Origin of the sequence: Streptomyces sp. NPDC012794, from assembly GCF_042901085.1 — a bacterium.
Classification (GTDB): Bacteria; Actinomycetota; Actinomycetes; order Streptomycetales; family Streptomycetaceae; genus Streptomyces.
In genome coordinates this window covers 125,636-140,686 of sequence record NZ_JBIBCI010000006.1, presented here as the reverse complement: position 1 = coordinate 140,686, position 15,051 = coordinate 125,636, and the positions used below count along the sequence as shown (strand labels likewise).

At 74.8% G+C, this 15,051-nt stretch carries 11 protein-coding genes; 2 read left to right on the top strand and 9 right to left on the bottom strand.

Annotated features, from left to right (window positions below; all coding sequences use genetic code 11):
• Window positions 1-20 precede the first annotated feature (20 nt).
• Both ACFY7H_RS13975 and ACFY7H_RS13970 read right to left on the bottom strand, forming a co-directional pair.
• Complete coding sequence (locus tag ACFY7H_RS13975; protein ID WP_388937718.1) at window positions 21-1,328, bottom strand: DegT/DnrJ/EryC1/StrS family aminotransferase; 1,308 nt, start codon at window positions 1,326-1,328, stop codon at window positions 21-23.
• Window positions 1,322-2,377, bottom strand: a complete 1,056-nt coding sequence (locus ACFY7H_RS13970; protein ID WP_388937716.1) for an NAD-dependent epimerase/dehydratase family protein — start codon at window positions 2,375-2,377, stop codon at window positions 1,322-1,324. Before ACFY7H_RS13970 ends, ACFY7H_RS13975 begins: the two co-directional genes overlap by 7 nt.
• 583 nt (window positions 2,378-2,960) lie before the next feature.
• Between ACFY7H_RS13970 and ACFY7H_RS13965 the strand changes: the two genes are divergently transcribed.
• A complete protein-coding gene (locus tag ACFY7H_RS13965; RefSeq protein WP_388937714.1) occupies window positions 2,961-3,347 on the top strand; it encodes a hypothetical protein in 387 nt (128 codons plus the stop codon).
• Window positions 3,348-3,811: 464 nt separating this feature from the next.
• Complete coding sequence (locus ACFY7H_RS13960; RefSeq protein ID WP_388937712.1) at window positions 3,812-5,539, top strand: thiamine pyrophosphate-dependent enzyme; 1,728 nt, start codon at window positions 3,812-3,814, stop codon at window positions 5,537-5,539.
• Window positions 5,540-5,567: 28 nt separating this feature from the next.
• On the opposite strand, the gene ACFY7H_RS13955 is transcribed toward ACFY7H_RS13960, so the two are convergent.
• The 7 genes from ACFY7H_RS13955 to ACFY7H_RS13925 all read right to left on the bottom strand — a co-directional run bounded on the left by ACFY7H_RS13955 (window position 5,568) and on the right by ACFY7H_RS13925 (window position 14,951).
• Window positions 5,568-6,371 carry a phosphatase PAP2 family protein gene (locus ACFY7H_RS13955; RefSeq protein ID WP_388937710.1) on the bottom strand — a complete coding sequence of 268 codons (804 nt, stop codon included), beginning with the start codon at window positions 6,369-6,371 and terminating at the stop codon, window positions 5,568-5,570.
• 77 nt (window positions 6,372-6,448) lie between these two features.
• Window positions 6,449-7,429: a YihY/virulence factor BrkB family protein gene (locus tag ACFY7H_RS13950; RefSeq protein WP_388937708.1), complete on the bottom strand. Its 981-nt coding sequence runs from the start codon at window positions 7,427-7,429 to the stop codon at window positions 6,449-6,451.
• A 5-nt stretch (window positions 7,430-7,434) separates the two neighbouring features.
• Entirely contained in the window at window positions 7,435-9,198 is a 1,764-nt protein-coding gene (locus ACFY7H_RS13945) for a diacylglycerol kinase family protein (protein WP_388937706.1), read from the bottom strand.
• Window positions 9,199-9,226: 28 nt separating this feature from the next.
• Window positions 9,227-10,114, bottom strand: coding sequence for a DUF72 domain-containing protein (locus ACFY7H_RS13940; protein WP_388937703.1), 888 nt, complete (start codon window positions 10,112-10,114; stop codon window positions 9,227-9,229).
• A 100-nt stretch (window positions 10,115-10,214) separates the two neighbouring features.
• A complete protein-coding gene (locus ACFY7H_RS13935) occupies window positions 10,215-11,510 on the bottom strand; it encodes an MDR family MFS transporter (protein WP_388937701.1) in 1,296 nt (431 codons plus the stop codon).
• Between the two features lie 10 nt (window positions 11,511-11,520).
• Complete coding sequence (locus ACFY7H_RS13930; RefSeq protein WP_388937699.1) at window positions 11,521-13,332, bottom strand: ABC transporter permease subunit; 1,812 nt, start codon at window positions 13,330-13,332, stop codon at window positions 11,521-11,523.
• Window positions 13,333-13,448: 116 nt separating this feature from the next.
• Complete coding sequence (locus ACFY7H_RS13925; protein ID WP_388937698.1) at window positions 13,449-14,951, bottom strand: ABC transporter substrate-binding protein; 1,503 nt, start codon at window positions 14,949-14,951, stop codon at window positions 13,449-13,451.
• Window positions 14,952-15,051 lie beyond the last annotated feature (100 nt).

Below are 15,051 nucleotides of genomic sequence, written 5' to 3'. Positions count from 1 at the left end.
GAGGACCGGCCTTCCGCCTGTCATCGCGCCGAGTCGGCCGTCCGCCGGGTCAGGGCGATCAACGCCTCCCGTTCCTCGACAAGGACCTTGTACAGGACTTCCGCGTAGCGGCGCATCGTCGTCACGTCGTTGGGCGGGCCGAAAGAGCTGAAGCTCTGCCCCAGCACCAGGCGGCGCAGGCAGACCTCTTCGCTCACGGGGTACTGCGCCGGATCGTAGTGGTGCCCAGGGCGGGCGTGTCCGCAGCTCCACGGGCAGCCCCGGCCGTATCCGCGCAGCTCCTGGAAGAGGGTCTGCCCGGGCACCGGCTGCGGCTGCCAGCGCATGATGTGCAGGCCTTCGGCGTTCACCGCCCGGGCGAGCGCGTCACGGAAGGCGGCGACGGGAAGGCCGTCGAGTCCGAGTTCCTCCGGCATGACGAGCAGCGGGTAGAAGAAGTAGACGTGCGTGCGGTCCTCGGGCACGGCCGGCGTGCGGATGCCGGGGACGCCGGCGAGGGCCTGGGTGAGCGCGGCCCCGTTGGCCTGCCGGACGAGGGACATCTCGGCCAGGCGGGTCAGCTGGGAGCGGGCGAACGCGGCGGCGAGGACGTCGATGCGGTAGTTCCAGCCCATGATGCGGGCGTTGTAGTCGCGGCTCTGGCCCGGGAGTTCCTCACCGAACATCAGCACCCGCCGGGCCAGCCGGTGCTGTTCCTCGTCGCGGGTCGCGAACAGACCGCCCTCGCCGAGGGCGGAGAGGGTCTTCGACCCGTTGAGGCTGGCACCGCTCAGTGCGCCGAGGGACCCGACCGGGCGGCCCCGGTAGCTCGCGCCATGGGCCTGGGAGGCGTCCTCGATGAGGACGAGGCCGTGCCGGTCCGCGATCGTGCGCAGGGCGTCGTAGTCGGCGGGCAGGCCGTTGAGGTCCACGGCGACGATGGCACGGGTACGGTCGGTGATCCGTTCCTCGATCCGGTCCGGGTCGATGTTGAACGTCGCGAGGTCGGTGTCCACGAACACCGGGATCGCGTTGGCCTGGAGTACGCAGGAGGCCGAGGCCAGGAAGGTGTCGGCCGGTACCAGCACCTCGTCGCCCGGCTCCACCCCGGCGGCGGCGATCGCCATGTGCAGGGCCGCCGTACCGGAGTTGGCGGCGAGGACGTGGGGCATGCCGGTGAACTCGGCCCAGGCGGCCTCCAGATCGCTCACCGTACGCATGGGCCAGTGCCACGGCGTCGCCTGGTCCAGCGCGTCGAGCACGGCCTTGCGGTCGGCGTCGGCGATGTACGGCCAGGGAGCCACCTCGTCCCCGGAGAGCAGCGGGGTACCCCCGTCGACGGCTAGCACGTCCTGGCCTCCTCACCGGCCCCGACGGCGGCGGTCAGCGTCATCCTCCTGCCGCCCGGGGGCTCCCGCCGGAACACCGCCCGGGCGGAGGGAATCTCGGGGAAGGGCCCGAGCAGGTCGGCCAGACCGGTCAGCCCCTCGGCCAGGGTGACGCGCGGGGCGAAGCCCAGCCCTCGCAGACGGGTGACGTCGGCGAGGAGGGTGAAGCTGTCCGCGAGGCTGGAGGTGTCGGCGTCCAGCAGCGCCGGGCGGCCGGTGGCCGTACCCACCGCCTCGGCCAGCTCGCGCATCGAGACGGCGGTGCCGGTGGCCAGGTTGTAGATCTCGCCGTCGGCACCGCGGCCGGCCAGGGTCATCATGGCCCGGCACAGGTCCTCGACGTGGATGAAGTCGCGGCGCTTGAGGTCGATGTCGCCGACCACCGGGATGGGCTGTTCGTTGAGGTGCCAGCGCAGGAACTGCGAGACCTCCCCGCCCGCCCGGCGCGGATCCTCTCCGGGGCCGTAGACGACGAAGGAGCGGCCGATGACGACGGGCAGTCCGGCCGTCGCGTGCAGACTGCGCAGCGTCAGTTCGCCGGAGAGCTTCGAGGCACCGTACGGCAGGAAGGGCTGGGTGGGATGGTCCTCACGGATCGGGCTCTGCAGCGGGGTGCCGTAGACGATGGCGGAGGAGAGGTAGACGAGGCGGCGCACGCCCAGTTCCAGGCAGGCGTTGCCCACGTTGCAGGTCCCGAGGGCGTTCAGGTGGAAGTCGTGACGGGGATGGGCCACCGACTCGGTGCCGCTGGCGTTGCCGGCCAGGTGGAAGACGGCGTCGGCGTTCTGCAGCGCCAATAAGGTCTCCCCGTAATCACGCAGGTCGGCGCGGATGTAGGAGACGCCGGGCAGGGCCGCGAGCTCGCGGGGAAGGGGGGCGTGGTCGACGACGGTGACCTTCTGGGAGAGAAGGCTGAGGGCCGTGACGAGGTGCCGGCCGACGAAACCGGCTCCGCCGGTGACGGCCACGTTCTCGTAAGGGGTTTCGGGCAGGTCGGGGCCGTGGTGCACGGTCACTCCATTCCAGATTCAGGGCGAGGGGGGAGGCAGGCACGGGCGGACACTGACCGGTGGTCACCCGGGGCGCACACGCCTGCCGCCGCGCCCCTGGCGGTGCGCTCGAAACGGGGGTGCTGTTCAACCCTGGTCCGGACTCGCAATGCCGCTCACGCACCTGATCGGTTACGGCTCAACCAGTTCACCACGCCTCCTCCCCGTCGGCGCAAGGGGTCCCGGGGAGAGTGGCCGAGACTGCCTCCCGTCCGGTCGCGCGGCGGTCCGGGGAGCGGAGCTGCTGCTCCGCCCCGGAGATCGAGCGGGGGCGGAGACGTCCGCCCGAACCGGAAGGGCGAGGGGCGGCCGCGCACGGCAGGGCCGGGATGGCCGGTTCGGCGGGCTTGACCTTCGGCCCACGGCAGGATCTTTCCACTCGAACGCCACGGGGACGGACGAGCCGGACGCCACGAGGGGCCCCGGCCGGAAGCCAGGGGACCCCGGCCGGGATCCGCGGGGATCCGTACCGGTTCCCGGGGTCCGCCGGGTGAACTCCCGGAGGACCGCGTTTACCGAACACGGATCCGGCTACACGCGCTGTATGACGGCATCAGAGAAGTCCGACAACACCAAGTCGACCGGCAACGGATCCCGTTCGTCCTCCAACGGCACCACCACGCGGCGCCGGGCCACCCGCGCCGCCCGGGCGGGGAGCGGTTCCGGGACGGAAGCGAAGGAAACCGTGGCAGGCACCCTGACGGCCCTGCCCGCCCCCCTGGCGGAGAGGACCCACGCGGCCGTGCAGGCGGTACGCGGCACCCTCGGCAACGCGGGACGGGCATGGACGGCGATCAGGAACCGCAAGGCCCTCGCCGCCGCCGCGGCGGGAGGCACGGCGGCCGTGATCACCAGCACGTACGCGATCGGGCGCCGGGCCGGGCTGCGCCGGCGCGGGCCGCTCTCCCGGCTCACCGGTGGCCGCATCTGAATCCGGCCGCCCGCCGCGGGCGCGCCCGCCTCCGGCGCGGGCGCGTCACGGACGTTCGGGGCGTCCACCGCCGCTGGGTGGTGGGCGCCCCGAACGCGCGGATGCCGTGCGGGCAGGAGCGCGCGTGCGATGACGGGGTTCGAGGTGCTGACGTCCGCACCGCCGCGCACTCCGGCGGCGACGCCACCGGGACAGGATCGGCGGCCCCCTGCGCCCGCCCCTTCGACAACGTGCCCGCCATGAGCCCCGGCTCGCTGCCGACCGGCCGTCACGGCCCCTGGACACGGGCGCCCGGCTCGGCGGCTCCGCACACGGCGGGCGGCTCGCCCGCGGCAGCTCCCCGACGACGCGCCCCGCCCTGGTCGCGGTGCGCCGCTGCGGCCCCGTACGCGCGCCGGCCGTCACGGCCCGCGCCCCCGCCCCCGCCCCTACGACACCGGCTCCACGACCGACAGGACTCCCCCGTGACACGTACCGTTGCCCGCGTCATCGTCGACGCCCTCAAGGAACTCGACGTCCACCACGTCTTCGGCGTCGTCGGAGACGCCCTCAACCCCCTGACCGACGCCATCCGCACCACCGAGGGCGTGGACTGGGTGGGCTGTCGCCACGAAGAGGCGGCGGCCTTCGCGGCCGGCGCGCAGGCCCAGCTGTCGGGCCGGCTCGGCGTGTGCATGGGCACCGTCGGGCCGGGCTCGGTCCACCTGCTCAACGGGCTGTACGACGCCGCCAAGAGTCACGCCCCCGTCTTGGCCGTCTGCGGTCAGGTCCCCCTCGCGGACATGGGCACCGACTACTTCCAGGAAGTCGACAACGATCAGCTGTTCCGGGACGTCGCCGTGTACCGGGCGACCGTGACCTCGCCCGGGCAGATGCCCCGGATGCTGGAATCCGCGGTCCGCGCGGCGATCAGCCAGGGCGGTGTGGCGGTCCTGACCGTCCCCGGCGACCTCGGCGACCAGGAGGTCGAGGACGACCGGCCCGTGCGCTTCGCCCTGGACCGCCCGGTGACCCGGCCCGACGATCCCGCGCTCGCCGAAGCCGCGCAGCTCGTCAACGCCGGCTCCAGGACCACCCTGCTGGTCGGCCAGGGGGCGAGGGAGGCCCGCGAGGAGGTGCTGCGCCTGGCCGGACTGCTCAACGCGCCCATGGTGCTCACCCTGAAGGCCAAGGAGGGCTTCGAGCACGACAACCCGTACCAGGTGGGCCAGACGGGGCTGATCGGCAACCCCGCCGCCTCCCACGCCCTCGACCAGTGCGACACCCTGGTCATGCTCGGCACCGACTTCCCCTACCGCGACTGGTACCCCGACGGCTGCAAGGTCGTCCAGATCGACACCCGCGGCGACCACCTCGGCCGGCGGGTCCCGGTGGACGCCGGGCTGGCGGGCGATGTCGGCGCCACTCTGCGCGCCCTGCTCCCCCAGCTGAAGGCCTCGTCCGACCGCTCCCACCTCGATGCCTCGCGCTCCCGCTTCGAGTCCTGGAGCGAGGACCAGCAGCAGCTCGCCGACCCCCGCCACGACCACCGCTGGCGGGGCAGGCTGCGCGCCCTGGTGGACAACCGGGACCACGACGTCCGTCCCGAGGCGCTGGCCGCGGCCGTGGACCGGTACGCCGCGGACGACGCGGTCTTCACCTCCGACACGGGCATGGCGACCGTCTGGCTCTCCCGGTTCGTCACCATGCGCGGGACGCGGCGGCTGCTCGGCTCGTACAACCTCGGCTCGATGGCGAACGCGATGCCGCAGGCGCTGGGCGCCCAGCTGTGGGCGCCGGAACGTCAGGTGGTCGCGTTCTGCGGCGACGGTGGCCTGAGCATGCTGCTCGGCGACCTGATGACGATCAAGACGTACCGGCTTCCGGTCAAGCTCGTCCTCTTCGACAACCGCCGCCTGGGCATGGTCAAACTGGAACAGGAGCAGGCGGGCCTGCCCGAGTTCGGCACCGAACTAGACAATCCGGACTTCGCGGCCGTCGCCACCGCCCTCGGCCTGACCGGCATCCGCGTCACCGACCCGTCGGAGCTGGACGACGCCGTGCGCCGGGCGTTCGACACGCCCGGCCCGGTCCTCCTCGACGTGCTGACCAACCCCCGGGAGATCGCCGTACCGGGCAAGCCCACCGTCAGCCAGGGATGGGGCTTCGCCATCGCCAAGGTCAAGGAGACCCTCACCAGCGACGGGGCCTGACGGCCCTCACCACGCCGCCGGCGGGTGGTCACGGACGGTCCGGGGCCCCCGCCGGCGGCTCGGGGTGCTCGGAGCGGATCTCCGGCTCCAGACCCTCCGCGGGAGTGGTGCGGCGCCGCCCGACGTCCGCCCGCCAGGCCTCGAAGGCCACGGCCGTCGCCGTCACCACCGCCAGCCCGAGCAGCCAGCCCCCCACCACGTCGCTCACCCAGTGCACCCCGAGCGCAACCCGTGTGACGCCCACGCCCACGACCGAGACCACCGCCAGCGCCCACGCCGGCGGACGTCCGCGCCGTGGGACCAGCGGCAGCAGGACCAGCAGCAGGACCGCGCAGGAGGTGGTGGCCGTCATCGCGTGCCCGGAGGGGAAGGAGAACCCGTGCGCGTGGGAGACCGGTTCGGGCAGGTGGGGCCGGGCCCGCGCGACCACGATCTTCACCAGCAGGCCGAGCAGGCCGCCGGCCGTCGCGGTGACGGCCGCCCACAGCGCCAGCCGTACGGCGCCCCGTACGAGGAGCCACACCACCAGCGCCGCCACGAGCAGCCGCATGGTCACTGGATCCCACACCACGTCGCTCAGGAAGCGCAGCACCCGCACCCAGGCCGGATGCCGGAGCGCCGCCGCGTGCAGCGACTGGGCCGCTCCCTGGTCCAGCCGCCACAGCGGCGCCCACCGCGACTCGACGAGGACCAGCGCGAGCGCGAAGGGAACGGACACGAGGGCGGTCGCGGCCACCGTCGCCGCCAGCCGCGCCCCGAACCGGGCGTCGGGGCCCCAGCGGCCGGTGACGAGCCGGGCGAGCGCGCGGCGGGGGGCGGAGAGTCGTGCCATGGGCGTGGTGCTTCCTTTCAGGGAGTGTTCCGCCGCGTCCGGGGGCAGCCCTTGCGGGCTGTCCGGGCGCGGCCCGTTCAGACGCCGGGATCGTCCGTGGCCGGTTCCGTCACCCCCGCCCGTACGGCTTCCAGCTGGGCGGCGAAGGCCAGCCCGAGGAAGAGGGCCATCGAGGTCAGGTAGGACCACAGCAGCAGGGAGACGAACGCGCTCAGGGGCCCGTACACGGTGGTGAAGGAGCCGCCGGCACCGACGTACAGGCTCAGCCCCCACGTCGCCAGCAACCACAGCGCCAGGTACACCGTCGCGCCGAAGGCCAGCCAGGTGTAACCGGGCTGGGTGCGGCGGGGCGAGAGGCGGAAGACGGCGCTGGTGGCGAGGACGGCGAGCAGTACGCCCACGGGCCAGCGCAGCAGGTCCCAGGCGCGGACGGCGCCCGGTCCGAGGTGGTACACCTCGGCCACGGCGCGGCTCAGGTGGGCGCCGAGGACGGTCACCGCGAAGCTGAGGCCGAGGGGCAGGCCGGCCAGCACGGACATGACGAGCCCGCGGGCGTACTTGGACAGGAACGGCCGGTCCCGTTCCGTTCCGTAGATGCGGTTGGCACCCCGCTCCACCTGGCACAGGGCGGTGGTCACGTTCACGACGGAGAAGGCCAGACCGAGCCAGAGCGCGACCTGGCTCCCGTCCCCGGCCCGGTGGCGGCTCCGGGACAGGGCGTCGTCCACCACTTCCTGGCTGGGCCCGCTCGCCAGCCGGCGGATCGTCAGTTCCGCGATCCGGCCGATGTCCTCGGTGTGCAGCGCGCCGGACAGCCCGATGACGGCGATGGCCAGCGGGACGAGGGCCAGTACCGTCTGCAGGGCCAGGGCCCTGGAGTGGCTGAAGCCGTCGGCGTACCGGAAGCGGACGAAGGAGTCCCGTACGAGGCTCCAGCCCCCGTAGCGCCGCAGGGCGGCCAGCGCCTCCTCGGCGGAGAGTTCCTCGCCCTCCATCTCCAGTCCGGCGGTGGGGTCCGCCGCTTCCTCGCGCTGCGGTACCCGCGTCGCGGTTCCCACGGCCGTCACCGCCCGCCCGGGCCGTGTGCGCGGACGGCCGGTTCGGCCGCCGCCGTGCGCGTCCGCCCGGCCGGCGCGCGCGGCGGGAGCCAGATCCGCAGCGCGCCCGGTTCCACCTCCGCGCTCAGCCGGGTGCCCGCTCCGATGACGTCACCGTCGAGCTCACGCGGCTGGGGGCGGGCGAAGCGGATGTCGACGCGTACGGCGCTGAAGTACTCCAGCGCGCCGCCGGCCACCCTGCCGTACGAGCCGCCGGGGGCGGCCGCCGCCCGGCCGGGCAGCATGCGCGTCCCGAGGTATCCCGCCGCCGCGAGCCAGCCGCGGACGCCGCGCGGATCGAGCAGTGCCACCTCCAGCCGGCCGCTGTCGGGCCGGGCCTCGGGCAGCAGCGGCAGTCCGCCCTGGAGGCTGCCGACGTTGCCGATGACGACCATGCGGGCGCGGCGCTCCCGTACGGGACCCCCGTCCAGCCGGATCGACAGGCGCATCCGCGGGTCCCGGAGGTGGCCGACGGCGGACAGTACGTACGCGGCCCAGCCCACGCGTCGCTTCGCCCGCTCCGAGGCGTCGGCGACCATGGCGGCGTCGAAGCCGGCTCCCGCCATGACGGTGAAGCGGGCGCTCCCCGGCCCGTTGCCCTCCACCCGGCCCACGTCGATCCGCGCCGTCTCCCCGGACAAGGCCGCCTCCAGCGCCGTGGCCGGGTCGGAGGGCAGCCCCAGGTTGCGGGCCAGCAGGTTGCCGGTGCCGCAGGGGACCACCGCGAGCGGGATCCCGGCGCCGGCCAGGACGTCGGCGCAGGCGCGTACGGTGCCGTCCCCGCCGCAGACCACGACGAGGGCGGTGTCCTCCTCGGCGATCCGCGCGGCGAGAGCACCCGCCGCGTGCTCGGCGGAGGTCTCCGTCCACGCCTGGTCGCGGTAGCCGTGGCGGCGCAGGACGCCCCGCACGCGCTCGGCCAGTTCCGTCCCGCAGCCGTGCGGGTGGCGCACCACCACGGCCCGGCGCCCCGCGGCGCCGCCGGCGGAGGGGCGGGCGGTCGGGAGCCGGCCGGCCGGGACCGCGCCGCAGGCGGCACGCGCGAACGGCCGCGGCGGGGCGGGCAGCAGGAGCGCGTACGCCACGACGAGCAGGGTGCAGGCGCCGTTGAGCAGGCCGCCCACCCCGTCTGAGAGGTGGTGCATGCCCCGGTAGACCCGGGAGAAGGCCACGAGCACCGGGACCAGGAGCAAGGCGGTGACCAGGGCGCGCCGCACCCAGGGCCTGTCGCCGCGCGGCCGGAGCGCGACGAGGACGGCGAGCCCGCCGAACAGCGCCACCGACGCTCCGACGTGCCCGGAGGGGAAGCTGGAGGTGGGCGGCGCGGCGTCGAGGTGGGGGACGTCCGGGCGCGGCCGCTCGACGGCGAGGGTCACCAGCAGGAAGACCGCCGACTGCGCGGCCACGGCCACGGCCAGGAACACCGCCTCCCGCAGCCGGCGTCCCCGCGAGAGCCCGGTGATCGCGGCGACGGCCAGGACGGTGAGGGCGATGACAGTCTGGGTGGCGGCGAGCAGGGACAGCCAGTCCGAGAACGCGGTGAGGGGGCCGCTGCGGTGGGCGGCCAGGCTCCGGTTGACGCCGTCCTCCGCGGCCAGCGGCCACCGGTCGGCCAGCGGGCCGGTGACCATCAGCCCCACGGCGACCATCAGGGCCGCCTGTACCGGCAGCAGCCAGAGGAGGGCGAGGCGGCGGCCGGGTCCGGGGACCGCGCTGCGTTCAGGTCTCATTGACGGCGTGTAACCCGCCGCGGGCCTCTCATGCGTGGCCGGCCGGCCCGATCGGCCCGTTCCTTTCGTCACGGTCCAGGAGGCCGCGCAGGGTCACGGCGGCGCGTACGGCGGCGTCGCCGCAGCAGTTGTTGAACAGGACGTGCAGCTCGTCGACCCGCTCCGCCAGGAGGCGCAGGCGTGGTATCCAGGCACACAGTTCCTCCTCGGTGTAGGCGTGGCGGAAGCGGTCCTCCTTGCTGCCGGTCCCCCAGGCGGGGCTGCGTCCGTGGAAGCGGACCACTCCGAGCCCTGAGGAGGTGACGGGCGTGACGGGGGGCATCGAGGTGGGCAGCCCCTGGGCCGTGTCCACGGCCACCGCGGTGGCGTCCAGGTCCCTCAGCAGGGCGGCGGTGCGCTCCCGCCGGTCCTCGCGCCACCAGTCCGGATGGCGGAACTCCACGGCCACCGGCCACTGGTGCGCCCGCTTCCTGGTGCGGTGGAGCACGGTCTCGGCCCGGGCGCCGGGGGCGAATCCCGGCGGGAACTGGAACAGTACGGCGCCGAGCCGGCCGGTGTCCGCGAGGGGCCGCAGGGCCGCGCCGAAACGGTGCCAGACCTCGTCGAGGAGCTCCGGGTCCCCGGCGTCGTAGCCGCGCAGGTCGGCGGGCAGGGCGGACGTGCGGGTCGGGTGGCCGGTGAGGAGGGAGAACGCCTTGACGTCGAACCGGAAGTGCGGCGGTGTGCGTTCGGTCCACAGCACGCTGTTGCGCACGCTGGGGAGGGCGTAGTAGCCGGCGTCGACCTCCACGACGGAGAACCGTTCGGCGTAGTACCTCAGCCGTCCCTCTGGGTCACGGCGCCCGGGTGGGTACCATCCGCTGCCCACGAGGGCCTTGTCCGTCCATGAACACGTCCCGATCCGCATCTCGCCCATACCGTCCGTCCCTTCGTCAGGGCCCGTCTGCCCGGAAGTCCGGGCGGCGATCGGCCGGGCCGTCAGTTCCGCCGGGACGCGCGGTCGCTCGTACCCGCTCTCACCGTGGAGATCCGTGGTGGCGGCCGTGGGCCGCGCCGGGGTCGCGGGGCAGCAGACCCAGGGCGAGGACGGGCACGGCGGCGAGGGCCAGCCAGGGGACGGCGGGGGGAAGGCCCAGGTCGAGGAGCGAGCCCGCGGCCGAGCTTCCCGCGAGGACGATCAGGCCGGAGACGGAGGACAACGCGCCGGTGTACAGGCCGAGCCGTCCGTCCTCGGCGAGGTCGGGCACCCGGGCGCGGGCGGCCGGGACGATCAGCATCTGGCCCAGGGTGAGGAGGACGACGTACCCGGCGGCGGGCAGCAGCCCGGCGGGTCCCGTCCACTCCGCCGGACGTGCGGCGGCCACGACGGTGAAACCGGCCGCGATCAGCAGCAGCCCGGCGGCCATGGAGCGGCGCGGGCCGAAGCGGCCGTCCGCCCAGCGGGTCACCGGGAGCTGGGCGCACACCACCAGCAGGGAGGACAGGGCGAACAGCCAGGACAGGGCCGCCTGGGAGCCGGTCACCCGTTCCACCTCGTCCGGCAGGGCGAGGTACAGCTGGTTGTAGCCGAGCAGGTAGGCGCCGTACGCGCAGCACAGGCCGAGGAAGCGGCGGTTGCGCAGCAGCGCGCGGGTCCCGCCCCGCCCGCGGGTGCGGACGCGGCCGGGGATGTGCTGCGGCATCAGCCACGCGTGCCCGCCGAGGACGAGGACGAAGACCCCGGCCCCGGCGAGGCACACGGTACGGAAGTCGACGGTCAGCAGGAGGCCCCCGAGCAGCGGCCCGACGAAGGCGCCCGCCTGCCCGGCCGCGCTGAACAGGGCCAGCGTCCGGGTGCGCGGGCCGTGGCCCTCCTGCTCGCGGAGCGCCGCCTGCCGGGCCGTCTCGGACTCCACGGCCGGGGAGAACAGGGCGGCGGCGAAGCCGATCAGCAGGACCGCGCCGATCACGGCCCAGGTCGCCTCCGCGTACCCGAGCCAGGCGAATCCGGCGATCCGCAGCGCGCAGCCGGTCAGGACGACCGGGCGTACGCCGTGGCGGTCCACCAGCCATCCGCCGACCACGAACAGGCCCTGCTGGCTGAAGGTCCGCAGGCCGAGGACGAAGCCGACCGTCCAGCCGGCCATGCCGATCGCGGTGCCCAGGTGTTCGGCCAGGAACGGCAGCACGGCGAAGAAGCCGATGTTGAAGGCCAGCTGGGTCAGGATCAGCAGGCGCAGCAGCGGCGACAGGTGCTTCCACGTCCGCTCGCGCGGGGGCTTCGGAACCCGGGCGGCACGGCGGGGCAGGACGAGGGAGAAGATGCCGGTCATCGGGTTCCCTTCAGTCCGCGGACCGGGTGAGGACGGAGGGGCGCGGTGGCTCCGGCGCGCCCGGCGCCGGTACGGCGGGGGTGGCCGCGGGCGCCGTGGGGTGTACCGCCGCCCGCCTCCCCGGCCGGGGTACGCGTACTCCCCCGGGCTTCGGCCGGGGTGTCCCGCGCCTCGCCGCGCTCGCCGCCGTGACCGCGAGCGCGCCCAGGAGGGCGAGGACGGCGGCCGGGGCGAGGACGGCCCAGGGGGCCCGTTCGGCGTACGGCATATTCTCGGCGAGCAGCAGGCCCCACTCGGGCGACGGCGGCTGTGAGCCCAGGCCGAGGAAGCCGAGGGCGGCCAGCGACAGGGCGATGCCGGGGAGCCGGAGCAGGGCGTGGCGGACGACGGGCGGCAGGACGGCCGGGAGCAGGACGCGCGTGAGGACGTACCGGCGGCCGGCGCCGAGGGCGCGGGTGGCGGTCAGGTGGGTGGCGGCGCGCTCCTGTCGGAGGAGGGCCGAGGCGTGGGTGGCGAGCGGGGACCAGGCGACGGCGGCCACGGCGAGCGCGGGGGTCCACGGGCCGCTGCCGGCGACACCGGTGACGAGGAGGCCCGCCAGTACGGGCGGCACGGCGTTGACGGTCTCGACCACGGGCCCGGACAGCCGTGGGAGCAGCCCCAGCAGCACACCGGTCAGGAGGGCGGCGGCACTCACGGCGAGGGCGGTGCCGAGGGTGGTCAGGGCGCCGTGCGCGATGCGGGCCAGGACGTCCCGGCCGAGCGCGTCGGTTCCGAACGGGTGGGTCGTGGAGGGGGCTTGGAGGCGTGCGCCGGGGTGCAGGGCGAGCGGGTCCCGGGACAGGCCGGCGCCGATGAGGACGGTGAGCAGCGTCCCGTACAGCAGGGGCGGTGTCCGCGGTGCGGGCGGGGCGGGCCGGTGCAGCGAGAGCAGGGCGCCGTCACGCGGCACGGGTCCGGTCAGCAGCCGGGCGCAGAGCCGGGCCAGGGCGCCGGCGGCGGCCGCGAGCAGCACCAGGGCGAGCGTGCCGGTCTGCAGGACGGGCAGGTCCTGGGCGAGGGCGGCGCGCAGGGTGAGCCGGCCCAGGCCTGGGATGTCGAAGACCTGCTCGACGGCGACCGAGCCGCCGGTCAGACCGACGACGAACAGTCCCAGGTTGGGCAGGAGTCCCGGCAGGCAGCTCCGCAGCACCTGCCGCGCCACGGAGCGCGGCGGGACGCCCCGTGCGGCGGCGGCCGGCACCCAGGGCGCGTGGAACGCGCCGGGCAGCAGATCGTCCAGCATCCGCCCGAGGACCGCTCCGGCGGGCAGCCCGAGGGCGAGCGAGGGCAGCACCATCCACTGCGGGCCGTACCAGCCGAGGGCGGGGAGCCAGCCCAGCCGCACACCGATCAGCGAGGCGAGTACGGCGGCGACGAGGAACTCCGGCAGCGCGGCCAGTACCGCCGTCGCGGTGCCGCCGGCGGTGCGCTCTCCGAGTCCGCGCCGTGGACCGAGCCACAGGGTGCGGGCGCACACCGCGGCGGCCGTGCCCACGGCGACCGCGAGGGAGCCCGCCATCAGCAGGAGCGAGACGCCGAGGGCCTCCGCCACGGACGGCAGGACGTCGGTCCCGGAGATCCAGGACCGGCCCGCGTCCCCGTGCTGCAGCCCGCCGAGCCAGCGCGCGAGCAGGGCGGCCGGGCCGTCGGCCAGGCCGAGTTCGTCGCGTACGGCGGCCAGCGCCTCGGGGGTGGGGTCGTGCTCCGCCGAGCGTGCCTTGAGCACGGTCAGGGCGGGGTCGGTGCGCGAGAGCCACGGCAGCAGACCGATCCCGCACACCACGGCCGCGGCGAGCAGGGCCCGCCACAGCGGGGTGTGCCCGCCGCCGCGGGCGAGGGCGCGCAGCGCGGTGGTCAGGGCTGCGGTGCCGCCCCGGGTGGGGTCGGGGTTGCCGTTCAGCGCCGGGTCCCCGTTCCGATGAACTGCCGCTCGAACGGGTCGAGCAGCGTGCCCCGCACGGAGGCGCCGATGCCGGTGGAGACCTTCTGGTGCACGAGGGGGACCACCGCGTCGGTGCCGAGGACCGCTGCTTCCGCCTTCATGGCGGCGTTCTGCCGCTCGGTGGTGTCGGCCACGGCTCGGGCGTCCGCCACGGCCCGGTCGACGCCCGGGTCGCACAGCAGCGAGAGGTTGTAGGTCCCCGCGCAGGTGAAGTCGCTGGCGAGGACGCTGACGGGGTCGCCGGTGTCGAGCACCATGTTGCGGGAGGCAACGGCGGCGTCGAACTTCCCCGCGAGGAGGTCGCTTTCGAGCCGTGCGTACTCGCGGACCTCCAGTTTCACCTTGAACCCGGCCTTTTCGAGCTGCTGCTGGAGCACCTGGGCGGCCTCGGCGAGCTCGGGGCGGCCGGTGTAGGTGGCGAGGGTGATGCTCTTCCCGCCGGGCTCGCCGGCCGCGGCCCGCCCGGCGGGCTCGGTCCGCTTGGCGGCGGCCCAGTTCAGCGCGGGGCCGTAGATGCCGTGCGCGGCCTCGGCGTTGCCCTCGTAGACGTCCTTGGCGATGACGGAGGTGTCGACCGCCCCGCGCGCGGCGGCGCGCAGTCCCGCGTCGGCGAAGACGCCGGACTTGGTGTTGAGGTAGAGGCTGGTGTTTCGGGCGGTGTTGGTTTCGTGGACGGCGCCTTGGTCCAGGGACGCGATCTGGGCCATGGGGAGGGCTTCGGCGATGTCGGCCCGGCCGGTCCGCAGGGCGTTGGCGCGGGCCGTGCCGTCGGCGACGAAGGTGGCGTCGATGCCCGGGGCCTGGGCGCGGCCGCCCCAGTAGTCGTCGAAGCGGTCCAGGGTGGCCGCCGTGTCGCCGGCGATCCGGGTGAGCGCGAAGGGGCCGGTGGCGGTGCCGACCGGGTTCACGGTGCCCTTCTCCCCGTACGCCTTCGGGGAGAACACCGCCAGGCTCGGGTTGGACATGCGCAGGGGCAGTACCGGGTCGGCGGCGTCCGTGCCGATCCGCACCTGGCGCTCGCCGACCGCCTCGGCGGTCAGCTTGACGCCGGAGAGGGCGTTGGGGACGGGCTGGGCTCCGGCGGCATGGGTGAGGGCGGAGGCGACGGCCTGCGCGGTGAGCTCGGTGCCGTCCTGGAACTTCGCGCCGCGCAGGGTGAACAGCCAGCTGCGGCCGCCCTGCTCGCTGGTCCACGACTCGGCGAGCGCGGGGACCGTGTTGCCGTTGGCGTCCAGCCTGGTCAGGCCCTCGGAGACGCCCAGCTTGGACAGGTGGAAGGCGTCCTGGCTGTGCGGGGAGAGGTTCCGGGTCGGCGGGAAGGCGAGCGCCACCCGCAGCCGGCTGCCCTCCGCGGAGCCCGGGGAGCCGGAGACCGGGTCGCCGCCGGAGGCGAAACAGCCGGTGAGGAGCGGGGTGAGGAGGAGACCGGCCATCAGCCGACGACGGGGGGTTCTCATGGTGCGCGCTCTTGCCTTCCGGGGGTGCCGATCAAGGGAACGCACCGAAGATTACATGATAATCATTTCCAATTAACCGACCGGGGCGCGGTCCTCCGGG

Bases quoted from the DNA above. Each gene is read 5' to 3' on its own strand.
- ACFY7H_RS13965 (WP_388937714.1), top strand. From the start codon at position 2,961: ATGACGGCATCAGAGAAGTCCGACAACACCAAGTCGACCGGCAACGGA.
- ACFY7H_RS13955 (WP_388937710.1), bottom strand. From the start codon at position 6,371: ATGGCACGACTCTCCGCCCCCCGCCGCGCGCTCGCCCGGCTCGTCACC.
- ACFY7H_RS13945 (WP_388937706.1), bottom strand. From the start codon at position 9,198: ATGAGACCTGAACGCAGCGCGGTCCCCGGACCCGGCCGCCGCCTCGCC.
- ACFY7H_RS13940 (WP_388937703.1), bottom strand. From the start codon at position 10,114: ATGGGCGAGATGCGGATCGGGACGTGTTCATGGACGGACAAGGCCCTC.
- ACFY7H_RS13935 (WP_388937701.1), bottom strand. From the start codon at position 11,510: ATGACCGGCATCTTCTCCCTCGTCCTGCCCCGCCGTGCCGCCCGGGTT.
- ACFY7H_RS13925 (WP_388937698.1), bottom strand. From the start codon at position 14,951: ATGAGAACCCCCCGTCGTCGGCTGATGGCCGGTCTCCTCCTCACCCCG.